Source organism: Streptococcus sp. XMC (assembly GCF_021341835.1).
Classification (GTDB): Bacteria; Bacillota; Bacilli; order Lactobacillales; family Streptococcaceae; genus Streptococcus.
Genome location: NZ_JAJTNQ010000002.1, coordinates 1 through 19752 on the forward strand (window position 1 = coordinate 1; position 19752 = coordinate 19752).

Annotated in this window: 18 protein-coding genes and 1 pseudogene; 2 read left to right on the plus strand and 17 right to left on the minus strand. The window is 42.5% G+C overall.

Annotated elements, in window-relative coordinates:
- Positions 1–226 precede the first annotated feature (226 nt).
- From LXO72_RS04955 to rlmB, 12 genes and pseudogenes are all read right to left on the minus strand, one after another.
- Complete coding sequence (locus LXO72_RS04955; protein ID WP_002893754.1) at positions 227–2290, minus strand: heavy metal translocating P-type ATPase; 2064 nt, start codon at positions 2288–2290, stop codon at positions 227–229.
- A gap of 1 nt (position 2291) precedes the next feature.
- On the minus strand, positions 2292–2570 hold the full coding sequence (locus tag LXO72_RS04960) for a DUF6110 family protein (RefSeq protein ID WP_002893755.1): 279 nt from the start codon (positions 2568–2570) through the stop codon (positions 2292–2294).
- A gap of 180 nt (positions 2571–2750) precedes the next feature.
- Positions 2751–3341: pseudogene (locus LXO72_RS04965) on the minus strand (IS256 family transposase); the annotation flags it as partial.
- A gap of 489 nt (positions 3342–3830) precedes the next feature.
- A complete protein-coding gene (locus LXO72_RS04970) occupies positions 3831–4880 on the minus strand; it encodes a DUF389 domain-containing protein (RefSeq protein WP_000126416.1) in 1050 nt (349 codons plus the stop codon).
- Positions 4877–5200, minus strand: a complete 324-nt coding sequence (locus tag LXO72_RS04975) for a potassium channel family protein (protein ID WP_000825751.1) — start codon at positions 5198–5200, stop codon at positions 4877–4879. Before LXO72_RS04975 ends, LXO72_RS04970 begins: the two co-directional genes overlap by 4 nt.
- Positions 5197–5556 (minus strand): hypothetical protein, encoded by a 360-nt coding sequence (locus LXO72_RS04980; RefSeq protein WP_000397555.1) that lies wholly within the window; start codon positions 5554–5556, stop codon positions 5197–5199. Before LXO72_RS04980 ends, LXO72_RS04975 begins: the two co-directional genes overlap by 4 nt.
- Positions 5481–5783, minus strand: coding sequence for a TMEM175 family protein (locus LXO72_RS04985; protein WP_006151097.1), 303 nt, complete (start codon positions 5781–5783; stop codon positions 5481–5483). Before LXO72_RS04985 ends, LXO72_RS04980 begins: the two co-directional genes overlap by 76 nt.
- A gap of 353 nt (positions 5784–6136) precedes the next feature.
- Complete coding sequence (rpsI, locus tag LXO72_RS04990; RefSeq protein WP_002893764.1) at positions 6137–6529, minus strand: 30S ribosomal protein S9; 393 nt, start codon at positions 6527–6529, stop codon at positions 6137–6139.
- An 18-nt stretch (positions 6530–6547) separates the two neighbouring features.
- Entirely contained in the window at positions 6548–6994 is a 447-nt protein-coding gene (gene rplM / locus LXO72_RS04995; protein ID WP_002876943.1) for a 50S ribosomal protein L13, read from the minus strand.
- A gap of 153 nt (positions 6995–7147) precedes the next feature.
- The gene (locus LXO72_RS05000) at positions 7148–8011 is read right to left on the minus strand and encodes a DegV family protein (RefSeq protein ID WP_233331711.1); all 864 of its coding nucleotides are present in this window, start codon (positions 8009–8011) and stop codon (positions 7148–7150) included.
- Complete coding sequence (locus LXO72_RS05005; RefSeq protein ID WP_129822478.1) at positions 8008–8523, minus strand: NYN domain-containing protein; 516 nt, start codon at positions 8521–8523, stop codon at positions 8008–8010. The genes LXO72_RS05000 and LXO72_RS05005 overlap by 4 nt, the downstream gene beginning before the upstream one ends.
- Before the next feature lie 29 nt (positions 8524–8552).
- A complete protein-coding gene (rlmB, locus tag LXO72_RS05010; RefSeq protein WP_048688495.1) occupies positions 8553–9281 on the minus strand; it encodes a 23S rRNA (guanosine(2251)-2'-O)-methyltransferase RlmB in 729 nt (242 codons plus the stop codon).
- A 104-nt stretch (positions 9282–9385) separates the two neighbouring features.
- On the opposite strand from rlmB, the gene LXO72_RS05015 reads away from it, so the two are divergent.
- On the plus strand, positions 9386–10351 hold the full coding sequence (locus tag LXO72_RS05015) for an aromatic acid exporter family protein (protein ID WP_048715146.1): 966 nt from the start codon (positions 9386–9388) through the stop codon (positions 10349–10351).
- Positions 10352–10503: 152 nt separating this feature from the next.
- Positions 10504–13650, plus strand: coding sequence for an LPXTG-anchored zinc carboxypeptidase (locus LXO72_RS05020; protein WP_233331712.1), 3147 nt, complete (start codon positions 10504–10506; stop codon positions 13648–13650).
- 515 nt (positions 13651–14165) lie between these two features.
- Here LXO72_RS05020 and LXO72_RS05025 read toward each other — a convergent pair.
- From LXO72_RS05025 to cysS, 5 genes are all read right to left on the minus strand, one after another.
- Positions 14166–15833 (minus strand): alpha-glucosidase, encoded by a 1668-nt coding sequence (locus tag LXO72_RS05025; RefSeq protein ID WP_233331713.1) that lies wholly within the window; start codon positions 15831–15833, stop codon positions 14166–14168.
- A 66-nt stretch (positions 15834–15899) separates the two neighbouring features.
- On the minus strand, positions 15900–17030 hold the full coding sequence (locus LXO72_RS05030; protein ID WP_048715153.1) for an ABC transporter ATP-binding protein: 1131 nt from the start codon (positions 17028–17030) through the stop codon (positions 15900–15902).
- Positions 17031–17153: 123 nt separating this feature from the next.
- On the minus strand, positions 17154–18014 hold the full coding sequence (locus LXO72_RS05035; protein WP_233331714.1) for a helix-turn-helix domain-containing protein: 861 nt from the start codon (positions 18012–18014) through the stop codon (positions 17154–17156).
- Positions 18014–18409, minus strand: coding sequence for a Mini-ribonuclease 3 (locus LXO72_RS05040; protein ID WP_195550311.1), 396 nt, complete (start codon positions 18407–18409; stop codon positions 18014–18016). Before LXO72_RS05040 ends, LXO72_RS05035 begins: the two co-directional genes overlap by 1 nt.
- On the minus strand, positions 18402–19745 hold the full coding sequence (cysS, locus tag LXO72_RS05045; RefSeq protein ID WP_195550310.1) for a cysteine--tRNA ligase: 1344 nt from the start codon (positions 19743–19745) through the stop codon (positions 18402–18404). The genes LXO72_RS05040 and cysS overlap by 8 nt, the downstream gene beginning before the upstream one ends.
- Positions 19746–19752 lie beyond the last annotated feature (7 nt).

Genomic DNA, 19752 nt, shown 5'->3' on the forward strand with positions numbered 1-19752 from the left:
CAATTAATAATTGCATGTCAATATTTGTATTGTGAAACTAGTTTCAGAAATATATAGTCTTAAAGTATGTCCACTGCCAATGGTTTTTTCAATATTTAAAAGGAGAGAACCAATTTGGTCCTCTCCAGGGTATAATTTTCCATCAACCCACTACAGTTGACAAAGAGCCGTTATTCTCAAATGAGACAACTCCTTTTAGTTTTTATAACCTCAGCTTCTCGGTCTCTTACCTACTTTTAATAGAAAGACTACGAAGGACGATTCTTAAAGTAGTCAGATTGTGCAATATCGAAAGATTAGATGGGCTTAACCAATTTAACAACCCAAATCCAATTAAACTTCCATTTATTACAACTGTTTCTTGAATATTTCTTTGAATTAATTTCTGCAACGATTCAGATAAAGAATTCAATTCCTCGAAGAAATCTAAACGATTATCTAATAATAAAATATCACTCATCTGCTTAGAAATATCAGCACTTTCATTCATCACAACCCCAATATCTGCAAGCGTCAAGGCAGCAGAGTCGTTTAACCCGTCTCCAACCATCAAAATAGTTCGGCCAGCTTTCTGTAATTCCTGAACCAACTGAAACTTACCATCTGGTTTTAAATCAGTATAAACGTTGTCAAATGGCAGATCTTTAACCAACTCTTCTGTTCTAGCCAACGTATCACCAGTTGCCAGAATCAGTTTTTTCCCTTGGCGCTTTAGCTTTTTCAATGCAACTTTCGCCTCGCTTCTCAAGGGAGTGTGGATACAAAACATCCCAATTAATTCTTTCTTATAAGCCAAAAACAATAAATTGTAATGAGTCTTATATTGCTCAATCAAGGCCAGCTGCTCAGAACTAATTCTTACCTGTTCGTCTTGCATTAGTACATAATTTCCAATGACAACCGATTGACCATCAATTTGCGATTTAATCCCTTTGCTTGCAACATACTGAAGCTTGCCATGCATTTCTTCGTGTTCAATGCCTTCAATTTCAGCTTGTTTAACAATTGCATTGGCAATAGGATGATAGATATGTTCCTCCAAACATGCACTTATTCTTAAAATATCTTTCTCAGTATAATCTCCGAAAGGAAGAACCTTTTCAACCAAAGGATAACTCGTCGTGATGGTACCCGTTTTATCAAACAAGAAAGTATCCACTTCCAGATATTTTTCTAATACATCACCATCTTTAATAACCATTTCTCGATTTAGACCTTCCTTTATGGCCGTAAGGTAGGCTACAGGTGTGGATATTTTTAGAGCACATGAAAAATCCACCAATAAAAAGGAAATGGCTTTTGAAAACGAACCTGTTAACAGATAAGTCAAACCAGCACCTAAGAAGTTATATTTTACAACCTTGTCTGCCATCCTAATAAAATGACGTTGTTTTGTCTTCTTACTCTCTTCAGATTTTTTCATCAGATTGATGAGTTGCAAAATACGACTGTTTATCTGATTATCAGTCACACGAATTCTTAACTCTCCTGTTTCCAAAACAGTATTCGCACATACAGAATCTCCCTCTTTCTTTTCAACAGGGAAGCTCTCTCCAGTCAAGGAACTCTCATTGACCATGCCTAATCCTGAAACCACTTGGCCGTCAAACAAGATTTCATTCCCTTGGGAGACAACTAATACATCACCTACTTGAACATCAGAACTCTTGATGCTGATGACCATGTCTCCCCGCACTAAGAAAACATCACTTTCTTTAGCAAGAAGGCTTTGTTCCAAATCTGTTGCTGTTTTTTTTAAAGACCACTGATCCAGATGATTACCCAAATCAAGCATAAACATGATGTTGCTAGCTGTCTTGGATTGGTTCATAAACAAGGACAACAAAATGGCCGAACAGTCCAAGACCTCCATGGTTAGTTCCTTGCGCGCTAAAGTTTGATAGGCTTCTTTGACATAACCCAAAGCCTGATAACAAGTCCAAATATAACGAATAGGGTAGGGTACAAAACTTCGAAACAGCAAACGCTTAATCGCTGCACCCGATACAATTGAATAAGCACTCTCTTCTCTACGAATGGGAAGAGTCATCAAGTCCGAAACTTTCCCCTTGTCAATTTTTTTTAAAAAGGCCTCTGCATTTTCTAATACAGAGAAGCCTTCTTTCATACGTAGAGTAAAGTGCTGCTGATCCATATAAAACTGAATAGAGTCGATCCCTTTTTCATCTTTAGCCAAGGAACGAAGATAATCTTGAATATCCAAGGTCAGTGAAAACGAGGACGATAATCGGATATGTTGATATCCTCTGTGTAGCACTTTAAAAGACATATTATTCACCTGTCAGGCTATCTAATTGTTCTTCTTTCTTTTCCTGTTCGTATAAATATTTAGCGTCTTGTAAAACATCATCACCGTGTTGTTTTACAACAGAAACAGATGCATCCAGTCCATCTTTCAATTTGTAAGCTTTAGCCAAGGCCTTAGAATAGCCTTTCTTAGCTTCTTTACTTGCTAAGACTTTCAAGCCAAGCGTCCCAAATGCTACCCCTCCTAAGAAGAGAGATGATTTTTTCGCAACTTTTGCGACGTTTAATACTTCTTTTAACATGTTTATTTCCTCCTTGTAACTATTGTAGCGAAAAATGACAGCAAAAGCAATTGCTGATATCTGATATATAGATAAAATTCTCTATACTGATATTTAATTATATTATGATGAAAACAATATACTTTATTTTTTGATACTGTCAATAATTATGTGTAAACACTTAAGTAGAGTTACGGAGTGTTAATTAAATAAGCTTTCAAGTGTATCAGAACATTGACCAAACCCTTTATGGATTCGTTGACTTTGCTTGAAATTATAATCTTCAAACAACGTAACTAAGTAACGTTCCAGAGCCTCCTCATTAGGAAAAAGAACCTTCTTTTTCGTTTGATGTTTGATTTCTTTGTTAAGAGACTCAATGAGGTTTGTCGAATACATGCTGTGCCAAATCTGGTAGGGAAACTGATAAAAAGTTAAAAGATTATCCGTCTTCTCCAGACTTTCCATGACTTTCCTATACTTTGGTTTCCATTCGGCGAGAAAGTCCTCTAAAGCTTGTCCTGCCATTTCTAAATTTTCAGCACGATAAATCATTATAAATTGCCCCAGAATAACCGCTCTATCTGCTCGTTTCACTTTACTAGCTAGATTTCGACTAATATGAATTAAGCAACATTGTTGTTTAGCTAATGGGTGAGCCTGACTGATAATCTGCTCAAGCCCCTTAAAGCCATCTGTAACTACAAGAGAAATCTGTTGGATTCCTTGGTTTTGAAGCTTGTCTAACAGGGTGGACCAAGAAGCATTGTTTTCTTGAGGCAACTGTGCATAGCATATCTCTATGCGACTAAAGTCGCTAGAGCTATCCTAATTGCGCACCGCCAGTTCTCATAGAAAAAAACACCTTGCAAGATGCAAAGTGTTTTCGTTTGTATTCTGCTGTCCAGTAACGAATTAACGTTTACTAAATTGTGATGCTTTACGGGCCTTTTTCAAGCCTGGTTTGGAAAGTATGAATTTCAGTTGGACTAAAAACAGCGTAATATCAAGACTTTTCTCCGCTTTTATAAAAGCTTTTTTCCAATCAAATTCAACTAATTTTATCCGAATGGTGTGGATTTTACCCCCAAAATTACAGAGAATGGAGCTGATAAACACTAAACGTTCACACCATTAGTTAAATGATTTTTTGTTCATCATTTTTCTTAGATGATAGAACTTCTAATTTATTTCTTATTCAAGCAAAAACAATCTGCTATAAGTAAGAAAGAGGAAGATACAAGAAAAACACGGCGTAAAAACCGATTCAGTTCATTGTCCTCAATCCTTGTCTGCTTCATTTTCTTTTACGAGATCGTTTTGTGAATCTTTTTCAGAGAGTTTTTGATCAATATACTTGTCAATGTTTTCATAAAATTCCTTGGTCGCTTCACTATCTAATGTTGGCGAGTTCTGAACTTGATTCACTTTCAATTGAACAGATTGAATACCGTAAGAGGCTTGTTTTTGGTGGAGTGTTTCTAATTCTTCTTCTGAAATCGGATCTCCAACAACCGTCAAGACCAATTCATTGTTACTTGACTTGTAGACTTGATTAATAACCGTATAATTGGCGAACTCTTTTCCTACAAACTGTTTGATCCCTTCTTTGCGCGCTTGTTCTATTGTCAGAGTAACTGCCGAATAGCTAGCTGGAAGAATCAACAATACAATCAAAGATATCAAGCCAATTCTCATTTTAATGCTCAGCTCTTTAAATGAAGTTAAAGGAGATTTTCTCATCAAAATTCTTGTTCCAACAATGTTGGCTAGCATGATAAAGACACAGTTGATCAAGAAAAGATAGAGAGCCCCCAATAAAAATCGTACATTCCCATTAGCTAAACCATAGCCAGCAGTACAGATAGGCGGCATCAGAGCTGTAGCAATGGCTACTCCTGGCACGATATTGTTTGCTTCTTTTTTCCTTGAACCGATCACACCAGCAATCCCACCAGCAATAGCAATGAGGACATCCCAAATGGTTGGAGAGGTTCGTGCAATCAACTCGCTACTTGCATAAGACAAGGGAGAAATCCAGAAATACAGAGTCGAGACAAGCAAACTGACCAACACTTGAGTCAATAAAACCTCTAGAGATTGCTTGATTAAACGCGTATCAAAAATAGCTAAACCGAATCCCAGTCCAACAATCGGTGTCATGAGAGGTGAAATCAACATGGCTCCTATAATGACAGCTGTTGAATTCATATTTAGTCCGATAGAGGCAATAAAAATTGCACACATCAAAATCGCTGTATCTCTCAATCGAACATGAAGGTCATCGTATAATTTCTCACGGTATTCCCGTGTTGAATAATTGGCAGTCATTTGTCCTCTCCTCTTTCCTTATTTAAATTGGTATAATAATTAAAAATAACAGCTGATAAACAGCCAAAAAATATGAGCCCATAAATCGTCAAGAAGACACTGGTAATCCTTCCAATCAAGGTCACAGCTAGGAGATCCCCGTAGCCGACAGTCGTCGAAGTCACAAAAGCATACCAAAGACCGTCTCCGTAATTTGTGATAGCAGGTTCAACTAGGAAAAGCACGCCTCCTGACCCAAAAACAAAGGTCACAAAACTCAGAGCAAACCGAGTAAAACCCGTAACCTGCATAATATGCCATAACATTTTTAAACGTTTCATTTGTTCTCCTTATTCATACTAGCTCCTGACCGAGCCGTTTTTTTCCAATAATCAAAGTGAAGATAGGACATGATCTCCATCAGAGAAAGATAGACAAACTGATAGATCTGATTTAAGCTGATTATCAACTGATATTGTTTGAAAAATGACTGGAAGAAAGACCAGATATGACTGTCTTGAATCAGTCCCTTCTTAATATCAGACAGGATATTAGCTAAAGCTCCCAAGGACTGAAACGGTAAATCCTTGACATTTATATAGATCCGGTCCACCACATCATTCAGACTGGTATCTTGGATGGCATGAAATTCTCCAAAGAGAACTCCTGCCGCTCCAAGAGTAGAAACAAATTCCACCAAATAATTTCTGAGGAAATTTTCTCAACCTTTTCCCATAATGTGTTTAGTGCCATCCATAACGATCCCAACCAGAAAAAGGAAAGAAAACAAGCAAAGAAATTTTGCCGTAAATCCCAAAAAGCTTCAAGACTTGGTGTTGTTGGTTTTTCTAACTCTAAAACCAAGATGGTCATAATAATTGCTAGAACAGCATCTGTCAATACAATTAATCTGTCTTTCTTCATCGGATTGCATCCCCTTTCTTTTTTGTAACATTCTATCTTATCGCATAATATTGGATATTCTTTCATAATCCGACTACAAACAAAAATAAACCAAAAAGTATGTCCCTATTATACTATATTTAACTCTAGAAGTATTCATCCATCTAATTAATAAATATATCATATTTCACAATAAGTGAATACTATCAAAGATTCATCCCCTTTCACTTCATCATGTAGTGTTGCTTAGATTTATCAAAAACAACCAAATTTGTATTAATTTCAAGTATCACCTAGTTACAAAAATTTGGGGTGAACAGAAAAAGCATCCCGTATTTTTGATACGAAATGCTTTCAATAAGTTTAAATAAGTTTTAACGTTTACTAAATTGTGATGCTTTACGAGCTTTTTTCAAGCCTGGTTTCTTACGTTCAACCTTACGTGAGTCACGTGTAAGAAGTCCTGCGCGTTTCAATGAATCGCGGAAGTCTGGGTCTACTTGAAGAAGGGCACGAGCGATACCATGACGGATTGCTCCTGCTTGACCAGCGTATCCACCACCTACAACGTTAACGAAAACGTCGTATGAACCTGCAGTTGAAGTAACTGCGAATGGTTGGTTGATTACAAGACGAAGGTCAGCGTGTGGGATGTACTCTTCAACATCTTTTTTGTTAACAGTGATTTTACCAGTTCCTGGAACAAGGCGAACGCGTGCAACAGCGTTTTTACGACGTCCAGTACCTGCATATTGTGCTTGTGACATACTTTATTGTTCCTTTCCTTAGATAAGTCCTGAAATATCAAGAACTTCTGGTTGTTGTGCAGCGTGAGTGTGCTCAGCTCCAACGAATACTTTCAATTTCATACCTTGAGCGCGGCCAAGAGTATTGTGTGGAAGCATACCTTTAACTGATTTCTCGATCAAACGAACTGCATTTTTAGAACGAAGTTCACCAGCAGAGATTGATTTCAATCCACCTGGGTGGTTTGAGTGAGTGTAGTAGATCTTATCAGTTGCTTTTTTACCAGTCAATTTAACTTTTTCAGCATTGATAACGATTACGAAGTCACCTGTATCAGTGTGTGGTGTGAATGTTGGTTTGTTTTTTCCGCGAAGCACGCTAGCAACAACTGCTGAAAGGCGTCCAAGAGGTACATCAGTTGCGTCAACAACGTACCATTTGCGTTCTACTTGGCCTGGTTTAGCCATGAATGTAGTTTTGTTCATGATTTCTCCTATTATGAATATCGTTTTTGTTTACAGGGCGGATGTTCCGGTCCGCAAGTTATTTGAAAGGTTCCGGGGCCTTACAAATGGGGTAAACAATACCGCCTACTATTGTATCAAATTTTTCAAATAAAAGTCAACCGATTTGAAAAATTATTTGCGATTTTCTTTTCCTATAACAAAGCCGATGAGAGAATTAGGACCGACGTGGGCAGCAATGACGGGACCTAGTGGCATGATCAAGACTTGGGAAATAGCCGGATTCTCCAACAATTGAGCCTTGAGCTCTTCTGCTCCTGTCAAATCATCTGTATAGGATACCAAAGCTGTGCTGTGACCGATATCTTCCTGTATGAGTGAGAGCATTTCCCGCATGGCTTTTTTACGTCCACGTACCTTAGCGATTGGAGCTAACTTGCCTTCTTCATCAATCCAAAGAAGGGGTTTGATGTTGACCAAGCTTCCGACGATGGCTGAACTCTTAGAGAGGCGTCCCCCGCGCATAAGATGGTAGAGATCATCCACCAAGAAATAGGTCCGCAACTTAGGAGCCACTTCCAGCAGTTCTTCCTTAACCTGATCCAAACTCTTACCGGCATCACGCGCCTCAACTGCTAGCATAGACAAGTAGCCTTCTCCAATCCCTGCTGCTTTTGGATCGATGATTTCAATCACAGCTTCTGGGTAGTCTTCAAGGACCAAGTCTCTTGCCATGACCGCACTCTGGTAGGTCCCTGACAAGACTGAAGAAAAGGCAATATAGAGGAGATCTTCCTTGCCTTGAGCGTAGCCTTTGAAAATCTCTTGGAACTGCCCAACATTGACCTGACTGGTCGTTGGTTTAGCACCCTTTTGCATCTCTGCTAATAATTGGGGGCTGGTGAGTTTGTCTGGACCTACTGTCTCATAATGAGTCCCATCAATTTGGATCGACAAACCGACGATCTCTACATCATGCTCCTTTGCCCATGTTTCATCTAAATCTGCAGTTGAATCTGTTAAAATTTTAAAGGTCATTTACTTGCTCCCATCTCTTTTTGTAGTTGACGTAGGCCCTCTTGGTCAAAAGGCCGTATCGGTGGTTTTTGATCGTTAACGACTCCTCGCGCTTGGTTCAAGTCGGCTTTGACAACGGCAACCCGTTTCTCCAACTCCCGCGCTGAGACACGAAGTGCTCCTTGAGCAAAGACCGTCCATTGCTCATTCAAGTCACTCGTCGCGACTGATACTTGGTGGAGGGGTGTATTGAGCTCTGCTGCCAAGCGTTCAATGTAGTCATCGGCGGTCTCCTCCTCAGCAGTGAAGACCACTTGGACCTGAAATTCTTCATAGGTCTGGCGAATCCCTGGCATGTATTGGGCATCAAAGACACAAATCACGCGAATGCCTTCAAAGCTAGCATAGTGACTTAGCTTCTCTAGGAGGATCGTTCGTGCAGCATCGAGCTCACTCTTCTTAAAGAGCTGGCGGGTCTCCTGCCAGAAGGCAATCATGTTGTAGCCATCCACTAGCAAAATCTTTTCTTTCATGGATTGCCCCCTTCCTCTGATTTCTTCTATTATAATTTATTGCGAAAGACCTCATACATGAGGATCGCTGCTGCGACACTGGCATTCAGACTTTGGACATGGCCCTGCATGGGAATAGTAATCATTTCATCCACTTGCTTTTTAATATTGGCCGAAATGCCCTTGCCTTCGTTGCCAATAATGAGGGCTAGCTTCCCACTGGTATTCCATTTGTGAGAGGGCGTTCCATTCATATCGGTTCCAAAGATCCAAAAACCTGCTTCTTTGAGCTTGTCCAAGGTTTGGCTAAGGTTGGTCACTCGAGCAATAGGGACATGCTCCACTGCCCCAGTTGAGGTCTTAGCGACAACGGGTGTTACCCCAACAGCACGGTGCTTGGGAATGATGACTCCTGCTACCTGAGTAGCATCGGCTGTTCGCAGGATGGATCCCAAGTTATGCGGATCGGTCAAGCCATCCAAAATCAAGAGCAAGGGATTGTCTTGATTAGCTACCTGGGTCAAGATCTCAGTCAAGTCCGTATAGGCAAATTCCGAAACCCGTAAGACAAAACCTTGGTGGACAGCTCCTTCTGTCATTTCTTGCAAGGTCTTCTTAGGGGTCCAAGAAATGGAGACCTTTTTTTCCGCTGCTAGATCTTTGATTTTTTCTACATTTTTTCCACGCAAATCATCCTGAATATACAATTTATTTCCTGTATTTGCGACTAGTGCCTCTGTAACGGCATGAACGCCATAAACAATATCGTTTTTTTCCATGAAACTAGTATAACACAATTGCCATATCTGGTGAAACATTTGGAGTAGGCCACTTTGCTTGTGGTATAATGAAACTAGTTTAGAAAAAGGAAAGAATCAGCATTATGCCACTTATTCACCGAACCATCAAGATGGTTCTCGCCACCTGTTTGGCCATCTTGCTTGCAGAGTTTTTGGGTCTGTCCTACGCCACCTCTGCGGGGATCATTGCCATTCTCAGCATTAGCGATACCCGTAGAAGTACCGCCAAACTAGCCTATAATCGCTTTATGTCCATGCTTCTTGCTCTCCTCCTTGGAAGCTTAGCCTTTCAGATTCTCGGCTTCAATCTCTGGGCCCTTGGTTTTTATCTGGCCACCTATGTGCCCCTTGCTTTCCTACAAGGCTGGGAAATTGGTATCACGCCCAGCTCTGTCCTGGTTACCCATCTCCTGCTAGAAAAATCCACTTCACTTTCTTTATTGGGAAATGAAGTAGCTATTTTCCTAATCGGAACCAGCTTTGCCCTCCTAGCCAATCTCTATATGCCTTCTCGACAGGAAGAAATTGATCGCTATCATGAAATTGTCGAGGAGCAACTCAAGAAAATTCTCTATCGCTTTGCAGAGTTTCTAGGAAAAGGAGATGGGAGCAACGATGCTAGCTTGATTCGTGAGCTAGATACCATCTTAAAAGAAGCTCTCGATTTAGTCTATTTAGACCACTCCAATCACCTCTTCCATCAGACCAACTACCATATCCACTATTTTGAGATGCGCAAGCGCCAAAATAATATCCTGCGGGACATGGCCAATAATGTAAACAACTGCCAATTAGCTGCGAGCGAGAGTCTTATTTTGGCCCAACTCTTTGCTAAAACAGCCAGCCAGCTCAGTCAGGAAAATCCAGCCCAATTCCTACTTGACGAAATCAACCGCTATCTAGCAGTCTTCCGCGAGCGACCTCTCCCTCGATCTCGTCAAGAATTTGAAACCCGAGCGACCCTTCTGCAGCTCCTCCGGGATCTTGAAACCTTTATCTCCATCAAGGTGGAATTCTATCAAACCTACCAGAAGGAACTGCAAGCATAAACCCTTCTTTAGAGACTGGGAAGATTTTCCCAGCTCTTTTTCTTTGCCATCAATCTGTAACGAATTTCAAGAGAAAAACTTCCATATATATTGAAAGCGCTGTCATAAAGTGTTATGATAGGGATATAGCAAATCAATAGGAGGTCATCACGATGAATTCTTCATACAAGAGACGTTTATACACAAACGCCCTCAGTCTCTCTACCGCCGTCCTTTTAGCCTTCCTAGCTCAGGGACAGGTAGCCGCAGATACTGTCGAGACAGCAAATCCTAGCTCGCCAGTAGAAAGTGTTCTCAAACCAGAGGCATCAAGTGCTAGTCCGGCAAGCAGTACAGAGGCCACCAGTCCTGCTCCTGCAGCAGATACGCTTGCTAGTCCTGCTAGCCCAGAAGCAAGCTCTTCTACTGCTTCAGACACTACTAGCCCTAGTGCTAAACCAGAAAACACAGGAACAGAGCGAGCAGCAAACGCAGAGCCATCTATCAGCCTTAGTGATAGTCCTGTTTACATGTCTGAAAAAGAAACGCTGACGGATACCGTTAAGGATCAAGCTCAGGCTGCTGGCAAGATTAGCTGGACTTTGGACGACAAACCACTGGAAGAGTGGAAAACTTGGGACATGGAGAAAGGAACTCTATCCAAAGATCCCTTCATCACAATTGAAGAGAACAAAAACGGAAACGATTTGGATCTGACCTTTACGGTCAAGGAACTCTTTGGCGAAGATTTAAGCCTTCGGACTCCTAATAATATCCGTCGGACCTATCGGAACTATATCGGTGACCACACTTTGGTTGGAACCAGCGCTGATCTTGGCCTAACCATTCGCAAGAATCTAACATTCCGTCCATATAAAGATTTCCATACCCACGAGGAAATGCTAGCTTCCATTGAGCAGACAAGGGCAGAAGCCAAAACAGACCGTCTAGTTCAGATTGAAACTCTGGGCAAGAGTGCCCAAGGACGGGATATGAAGATGGGAATTGTAAGTAAGGACCAAGCAAGTATTGACCATTACCTCTCATCTACCAATCCAACAGCTCTTACCAAACCAAGTGAAATGCTGGCAGCTCTAAAGGACAAGACCTTGGATTACAAACTGCCTGTCCTGGTTCATAATACGCATGCGGATGAACAACCTGGGATTGATATCATCACCGGTCTCTTCCGTACCTTCGCCACAGAAAATCAAGTCACTTTTAAAACGACAGACGAAGCTGGTAACGTCAAGAATGTGACCCTGGACATCCCAACTCTTTTAAACAAATTTATCTTCTTGTTTGACTTCACGGAAAACCCTGACGGGGATGCCCTTAACCTACGCGCTTTGGCCAATGGACTGGATCCAAACCGGGATGCTAGTTACCAAACCAACCCTGAAGTCCGCACTGTCATCCAAATGATTAACAAGTGGAATCCAATTGCTCTCTATGATATCCATGGATTTGTCAAAGAATTCTTGATTGAGCCTGCAACACCTCCACATGATCCGAACTTTGAATACGACCTCATGTCCAATCTCATGCTGGAAAATGCTCATCATATGGGACGAGCTGGAGTTGCCAATTCCAAATACGACAGCTACATCATTCCAAAACTGGATTGGGGAGATGGCTGGGATGATTCCTTCTCTGGTTATACAGGTGTCTATGCCGTTTACCACGGTATTTTAGGACATACCATCGAAATTCCAGAATCCAACCAAGAGTCCTACTATGCTGGACGCAATGCTGTCCTTGGTGGAATTGACTTCCTCAGCCAAGATCCAGACAAGCTTCTTGAGATGCGCCTCAACTTCTACCTACGTGGCCTCAACAAGATTGAAGATCCAAAAGCAGAGAACGAACTAGTTGGACCAACTGGTGAAGTTGTCGGTCGTGTGAAGAATGGTCGTCCGAAATTCTTCCCTGACTACTACGTTATCCCAATGGGCTTGGACAAGGACAATGATGCGCAAGAAGCCTTCAATATGATTGACTACTTCAAACGCAATGGTGTCCTCGTCAAAGAACTCAAAGAAGATACAGGCACCTACAAAAAAGGAGACCTAGTCATTGACATGGCTCAAGCCAAACGGGGCTATGCCAACCATATCCTTTACAAAGGTTCTAATGAATCCGCCTGGGCTGCCATGTATGCGGAACTTCTCGTTAACTTCCCTGATATGAAAGGCTTCAAGGCAGAGCCTGTGTTCAATGATGGCCTCTTTGCTGGAAAACTTGGAGAAGTCACCACCACTCGCGCGACTAGAACCTCTGAGATAGATCCAAAAGCACCTTACTACGTCATTGCCAATACCTCGGCCAGCGCGGTTCAAGCAGTAAACAAGGCGATTTCCCAAGGTAAATCTGTCTACCTAACAGATGATGGCTACATCGTTGACCGCGATACTTTTGCATCGCTCCTGCCAAACTACGCTATCTACGGCGAAGCCCTCTACAAGGTACCAAACGGTCCAACCTTGAAACCATTGAAGATCTATTCTCCAAACTATCACTACGATTGGACTGGCGTAGATGCGCCTGCTCATACTAGTTTGGTCCTCGAAAAATTAGGTTTCCAAATCGTCGATACTCCTGACGAAGCAGATGTCATTGTGCTTGAAAATAATCGCTTTGATGCCTCCATCTTCGGCAAGAAACCAACTCTCGTCATCGGCGGGGAAGCCATGCAGAAACTGGAAAAATTGGGAGTTCTTTCAGGTTTTGACGCTGAAAAACTTAAAGGTGGCAGTGACTACGAAGGCTTGATGAAAGCCATTATCGATGATCAGGATCCACTGACCAGCGGCTACAAGAAGAACGCCCTCTTCTACTCCAACTCAGGAAACTGGATTGAAAAAGTTCCAAACAACTTCAAGACCTTGATGAGCATCGCTTCAAGCGACTACTACATTGCTGGCTGGTGGCCAAAAAATGAAGTCTTAGCCAATAAGGTTATGGCCATTTCTGGAGAACTGATGGGACAACCGCTCTTTGTCTATGCCGGAAATCCAACCAACCGCCAACACCCTGTCCACTTCTTCCGCTGGGTGACCAATGCGATCTTCGGTAGCGAGTTGGCGACCTTGACAGACTACGTTCCACCGAAAGATCCAGATCGTGTAGGGGTACCAATTCATAATCAAACTCTTGTGCAAGCTGTCAACTACCAAGCTAGCCCAGCTGTCCAAGAACAAGCAAAAGCAGAACTTCTCCCAGAAACAGGAGAAAGCTCATCTGCACACTTCGTTCTTTCAAGCTTCTTACTAGCCGTAAGCGGAGGCTTCCTCCTCTTGAAAAAGAAAGAAGTTGAGTAAGTTCCAGGTGTAGACTTGGATGACATGAAAAGAACCTTCGCAGACGCGAAGGTTCTTTTTGGAGATAAAATATTTTTCAAAACTTTCCTTAGGTGAGTACGGACGTTAGGTGAAATTATCCAGTGGATGATTTCAGCAATCCAGGAAGTTCCATGACTAAATCAAGATACAAAGGGCGTCTGCGGATACAGTCAAAATAGGAAGTTTGACGCAGAATCTTTTGATTCTAGGAAAACTTATCTTTTTGACACAATCCGCAGCCCGTGTTCAATTCGTTTTGGACCCCTTCGCTTTTTAATTTTTAGGCTCAGGCTAAAACAGTTCCCCGAACTGTTTTACTCCCAAAACTCCCGAGTGCTTGAAACAATAATGTTTCAAGCACTTTTCTCACGGCGGAAAGTTTCAGTTTATACTTGACTGATTCTAAAGTATAGAAAACTTTTATAAATTTCCCCAGAATATTTAATGAAAATACTATTCTACATTAATTTCTAACACTGATGCAAAGTTTCTCCTTATTCCACCAATTCCAACACAACCGTTTGGTAAGGGGTCAATTCTAATACTTGGTCTCCTTCTTGGAATAGTCCTGCGACATTGTTTAAAATAACCGTTTTAATCGGAGCTGGCAGCTCCAAGGTGGCCTGGCGATTTTGGAAATTGCTGATCACCCAGAGACGCTTGTCCCCACGGCGTTCAAAGGCGATGATGTTCTCTCGGTCACGATAAGCTGGAATCATATCTCCAAACCGGATGGTATTTCCATAAAGGGGATGGCGATACAAGGCCGTCAACTGGCGGTAATAATTCAAGATGGAATTTGGATCCTTTTCCTGGTCTTCCACATTGATGGCAACATTTGGTTTGGGACTGATCAACCAGGCTGGCCCATCACTAAAGCCCAGACCTGGCTCTGCTGACCATTGCATGGGTGTCCGCGCATTGTCCCGGCTGTATTTGGCAATCGCTGCTAAGGCTTCTTCCTCGCTCAAATCAGCTTCTTTAGCGACATGGTAGCCATTGATGGTCGCGATATCATCAAAATCCTCCACTGATTCAAAGACTTGGTTTTCCATCCCAATTTCTTGGCCTTGGTAGATAAAAGGTATTCCCTTGCGCAAAACCTGAATGGTTCCTAGGGCTTTTTTACTGGTATCGTTTACTGGACCTTCTGCAATATAATGGGACACCCCACGAGGCTCATCGTGATTTTCGATAATGGTCGAGAGGACCCCAATACTATCTGCACGCTCATGGGCTTGGAAAATACTTTCCTTGAGTTCATCTGCTGTCGGAAGACTATGGTCAAACCAGCCTTTTCCTTCTTGCCCCAGCATGGTTTGTTTGAAGTCAAAGATGGAAGAGAAGACACCGTCTTTTCCAATAAAGAAGTGCAACTCTTCATCGGTTTCATTGAAAACTTCCCCTACAGTGAAGGCATTGTACTTGGCAAAAGTACGCTCCTTTAACTCTCGCAAGAAAGGTTCAATCGGTTGGGCATTGACCAGCGATTCCGGCACTGGGACCAGGCCATTGTCACGATCGGAAGGAAGCGAACGCCATTCTAAATCCTTTTTGATATTGATAATGGCGTCAATCCGGAAGCCTGCAATTCCCTTGTCCAACCACCAATTGATCATCTTGTAAATCTCTTCACGCAAGATAGGATTTTGCCAATTGAGATCCGGCTGATCCTTGTGGAAAGAATGGAGATAGTATTTGTTGGTGCCAGGAACCGGTTCCCAGACACTACCTCCAAAGTAACTTTCCCAGTTGTTGGGTTCCTTGTCACTTTCGATGAAGTAAAAGTAGTCTGCATAAGGGCCGTCTGGATCCGCTAAAGCTTTTTGGAACCATTCGTGATGACTGGAGCAATGATTGACCACCAGGTCCATGATGATGGAAATGCCTCGCTTCTTGCCTTCCGCAATCAACTCTTCCATGTCTTCCATGGTCCCAAAAAGAGGATCAATGGCATAATAGTCAGAAATATCATAACCCTGGTCAATAAAAGGACTCTTGTAAACAGGAGATAGCCAGAGGATATCAATCCCCAAGTCTTGAAGGTAATCGAGTTTCTCCGTGATCCCTTTTAAGTCCCCAACACCATCTCCATTGCTGTCTTTGAAGCTTTTTGGGTAGATCTGATAAGCGACCTTCCCCTTCCACCAGTCTTTTTCCATGTTTTGTCTCCTTAAAATGAAAGAGACCGAGACACATTGTCTCAGTCTCTATAGCGTCAGTAGATATTAGTATACTGTCTTTTCAGTTTCTTTGTCGAAGAAGTGAGCTTTGTTCAAGTCAAAACCAAGCTCGATGGTTTCACCAGTTCCAAGATAGTCACGCGCATCCACTTTTGCGATGAATTCGTTGTCACCAACTTGGCAGTACAAGTGAGATTCTGAACCGAGCAACTCAGATACAGAGATGGTAGCTTTTACGACTGATTCAGGGAAAGTTTCAAGGAAAGCAGCTTCTGTATTCACGTCTTCTGGACGGATACCAAAGATCAATTCTTTACCATCATAGCCTTTTTCTTTCAAGACTTTCAAAGCACCTTCTGGAACTTTCAAATTCAAGCCGTTAGTAACGATGTGGCCACCTTCCAACTTCACGTTGATGAAGTTCATGGCAGGACTTCCGATGAATCCAGCTACGAATTTGTTAACAGGGTTCTTGTACACTTCTTGCGGAGAACCAATTTGTTCCACACGTCCAATTGTACCAGTACCAGCTGGGTTTTTAGTAGCTGACATGATAACGATACGGTCAGCCAATGTCATCGCTTCTGTTTGGTCGTGAGTTACGTAGATTGTTGTAGCTCCGATACGGCGGTGGATTTTCGCGATTTCAGCACGCATGGATACACGAAGTTTCGCATCCAAGTTTGACAAAGGTTCGTCCATCAAGAACACTTTTGCATCACGGACAATGGCACGTCCCATAGCCACACGTTGACGTTGACCACCAGAAAGGTCAGCTGGTTTACGATCCAAGAATTCTTTCAAGCCAAGGATTTCAGCTGCTTCTTGTACACGTTTGTCGATATCTTCTTTGCTGTATTTACGCAATTTCAAACCGAATGCCATGTTATCGTAAACAGTCATGTGTGGGTAAAGAGCGTAGTTTTGGAATACCATGGCGATGTCACGGTCTTTAGGTGCTACGTTATTTACAACAGTACCATCGATGGAACATTCACCTTCTGTGATATCTTCAAGACCAGCGATCATACGAAGAGTAGTTGATTTACCACATCCTGAAGGACCTACGAAAACGATAAACTCTTTGTCTTTGATGTCCAAGTTGAAGTCTTCAACTGAATAGTGTTCGCTGTTTGGATATTTTTTGTAAATATTTTTAAGATTTAATTCTACCATGATGGTACTCCTTTGATTTTTATAGTTCTATTGTAAATGAAAACGCTTTACAAAGCTACGGCAAGTCTCACAAAAAATAAAAAGAGTTTTGTGCAAGTTGCACAAAACTCTCAATTCATTCCGTTAAATCACATCTTGTAAGACCAAATGGTAACAAAGGGCTAGATCGGTCAGATTTTTTAACTGGAGACCCGTCAGCTCTTCCCATTTGTCCATCTTGTATTGAAGGGAATTGCGATGGAGATAAAGTTGCTGGGCCGCCTTGGTTACAACTGCCCCATTTTCCCAGAGGGCGACAATGATGTCCTGCAACTGGTCTTGACTTCCAATCAACTGATGCAAACGTTCTTTGATAGGATGGAGATCCAAATCTACCTGCTCGATTCCCCACAGGTAGAGTTGAGAAAAGCGGTAAACACCTTGATGTCCTTCTCGGATCCAGGCTCGAAAGGCTACCCGTTCTGCTCGGATGACAGGAGATACTTTCCCAGCTTTTGACTCGGTCCATACCTGCCCGACCATGATGGATAAACGAATGTTAAAATCATACTCCATGGCAGAGACGGTATCTTTTAAGATATCAGCCACAGCCAGCGACTGCTCTTGATCTAGAATGAGTACATAGTCCTGTCCACTCAGTTGCAAGACTGCCCGAAAGTTGGGCAAAAGCGTCTGCATCATCTCTAACCAGGAAGCCGTTCCTTCCGCTGTCGAGTGCGAGAGGTGGCAATAGACAAGTTGCATTTTTTGGATAACTTGAGGGGCTTCTCCCTTTCCATCGATCAGGTATTGGTACCAAGGATTGGGAACAAGATCTTCCTCACTAGCCAACCAGGCAATCAATTGTTTTTCTCGCTCGGTTAGCTCTTCTTCCCTCAGTAGCAACCATTGCTGGGCCTGCAGGGGAATGGCTACATAACCAACTGGTGGATTGGGGTGATCCGTCACCTCTGCCTGAGGGAACCACTCTCTGATATTTTTCACTATTTTGTTCCTTCTTCCACTTTTTGGATACACCAAGCTACCAATTCCTCTAAGCGATTGATTTCATCTGTCAGATGCAGGTAACCCATGACCGCTTCAAAACCCGTCGATATGCGATAGGTCACGACATCCGCATTTTTGGCCTTGGTATGGCTATTGGTATTGCGACCGCGCTTATAGATCTCGACTTCTTTCTCTGTCAAAAGCTCTTCTTCCAACATCATCGCAATCAGACTAGCCTGAGCCTTGGCAGAGACGTAGCGGGTAGCTGCCTGATGAAGTTTATTGGGCTTGGTCATCCCTTGCAAAATCAGGTGCTTGCGAATATACATAGAATAGACCGCATCTCCCTCAAAGGCCAGGGCAATCCCATTGATTAGATTGACATCAATCACGAGTCCACCTTACACCTTCTTTTGTATCCAAGAGCTTGATTCCTTGCGTAGCCAATTCATCGCGAATGGCATCTGCTCTCGCAAAATCTTTCTTAGCCCGCGCTTCCTGGCGTTCAGCGATCAAGGCTTCAATATCTGCATCCAAGACTTCTTCGACAAAGACCACTCCAAAGACTTCTAACATCTTGGTCAAGGCATCCTTGACGTCTTGATTGTAGTGACCTGAATTGATCCATTTAGCCAATTCAAAGACGACAGTAATTCCGTTCGCTGCATTGATATCTTCATCCATCGCCGAGATAAACTTGTCCACAAAGCCTTGCAAGTCTGCTGGATCCACTTCTCCTGTGAACGGTTGCTCATAGGTATTTTTCAAATACTTGAGGTTGGTCTCCGCATCGCGTACCGCTTTTTCTGTGAAGTTAATGGGCTTGCGGTAGTGCTGGGTCGCAAAGAAGAAGCGAAGGACTTGGCCGTCGATGGTCTTCAATGCATCATGCACAGTAATGAAGTTACCTAAGGACTTGGACATCTTGACATTGTCGATATTGACAAAGCCATTGTGCATCCAGTAGTTGGCAAAAGTTTTGCCTGTTTTGGCTTCAGACTGGGCAATTTCATTGGTATGGTGTGGAAACTCAAGATCGGCTCCACCACCGTGGATATCAATGGTATCGCCTAAAATCCCCGTTGACATGACCGAACACTCGATGTGCCAACCAGGACGACCAGGACCCCAAGGACTGTCCCAAGAAACTTCACCCGGCTTCGCAGCTTTCCAAAGGGCAAAGTCGACTGGATTTTCCTTGCGGGCAGTCTCTTCATCTGTCCGACCAGAAGCACCTAACTCCAAGTCTTCTAGAGTTTTGTTGGCTAACTTAGCATAGTTGTGGGATTTTTCCACACGGAAATAAACATCCCCTTGGCTCTCGTAGGCATAGCCTTTTTCGATCAAATCAGCGACAAAACGGATGATATCGTCCATAAACTCGACCACACGAGGGTGGCGAGTTGCAGGTTTCACGCCGAGAGCCGTCACATCCTCACGAAAGGCTGCAATGTACTTGTCTGCCACTTCCTGAGGAGTAATACCTTCTTCTTTAGCACGGTTGATAATCTTATCATCCACATCTGTAAAGTTGGAAATATAGTTAACCTCGTAGCCACGATACTCAAAATAGCGACGAATCGTGTCAAAGGCTACCGTTGAACGGGCATTCCCTACGTGGATATAGTTGTATACTGTTGGCCCACAAACATACATGCGGACCTTTCCTTCTTCGATTGGGACAAATTCTCGCAAATCACGAGACATGGTGTCATAAATTTTAATCATGTGGTCC

What these genes read in the sequence shown, in the direction of transcription:
- LXO72_RS05005 (WP_129822478.1), bottom strand. Translation starts at nt 8,523, where the DNA reads ATGAAAGAAAAGATTTTGCTAGTGGATGGCTACAACATGATTGCCTTC.
- rplM (WP_002876943.1), bottom strand. Translation starts at nt 6,994, where the DNA reads ATGAACAAAACTACATTCATGGCTAAACCAGGCCAAGTAGAACGCAAA.
- rpsI (WP_002893764.1), bottom strand. Translation starts at nt 6,529, where the DNA reads ATGTCACAAGCACAATATGCAGGTACTGGACGTCGTAAAAACGCTGTT.
- LXO72_RS04985 (WP_006151097.1), bottom strand. Translation starts at nt 5,783, where the DNA reads ATGAAGAAAGACAGATTAATTGTATTGACAGATGCTGTTCTAGCAATT.
- LXO72_RS05020 (WP_233331712.1), top strand. Translation starts at nt 10,504, where the DNA reads ATGAATTCTTCATACAAGAGACGTTTATACACAAACGCCCTCAGTCTC.
- LXO72_RS05000 (WP_233331711.1), bottom strand. Translation starts at nt 8,011, where the DNA reads ATGACCTTTAAAATTTTAACAGATTCAACTGCAGATTTAGATGAAACA.
- LXO72_RS05025 (WP_233331713.1), bottom strand. Translation starts at nt 15,833, where the DNA reads ATGGAAAAAGACTGGTGGAAGGGGAAGGTCGCTTATCAGATCTACCCA.
- LXO72_RS05030 (WP_048715153.1), bottom strand. Translation starts at nt 17,030, where the DNA reads ATGGTAGAATTAAATCTTAAAAATATTTACAAAAAATATCCAAACAGC.
- LXO72_RS04955 (WP_002893754.1), bottom strand. Translation starts at nt 2,290, where the DNA reads ATGTCTTTTAAAGTGCTACACAGAGGATATCAACATATCCGATTATCG.
- LXO72_RS04970 (WP_000126416.1), bottom strand. Translation starts at nt 4,880, where the DNA reads ATGACTGCCAATTATTCAACACGGGAATACCGTGAGAAATTATACGAT.
- LXO72_RS04960 (WP_002893755.1), bottom strand. Translation starts at nt 2,570, where the DNA reads ATGTTAAAAGAAGTATTAAACGTCGCAAAAGTTGCGAAAAAATCATCT.
- rlmB (WP_048688495.1), bottom strand. Translation starts at nt 9,281, where the DNA reads ATGGAAAAAAACGATATTGTTTATGGCGTTCATGCCGTTACAGAGGCA.
- LXO72_RS04975 (WP_000825751.1), bottom strand. Translation starts at nt 5,200, where the DNA reads ATGAAACGTTTAAAAATGTTATGGCATATTATGCAGGTTACGGGTTTT.
- cysS (WP_195550310.1), bottom strand. Translation starts at nt 19,745, where the DNA reads ATGATTAAAATTTATGACACCATGTCTCGTGATTTGCGAGAATTTGTC.
- LXO72_RS05015 (WP_048715146.1), top strand. Translation starts at nt 9,386, where the DNA reads ATGCCACTTATTCACCGAACCATCAAGATGGTTCTCGCCACCTGTTTG.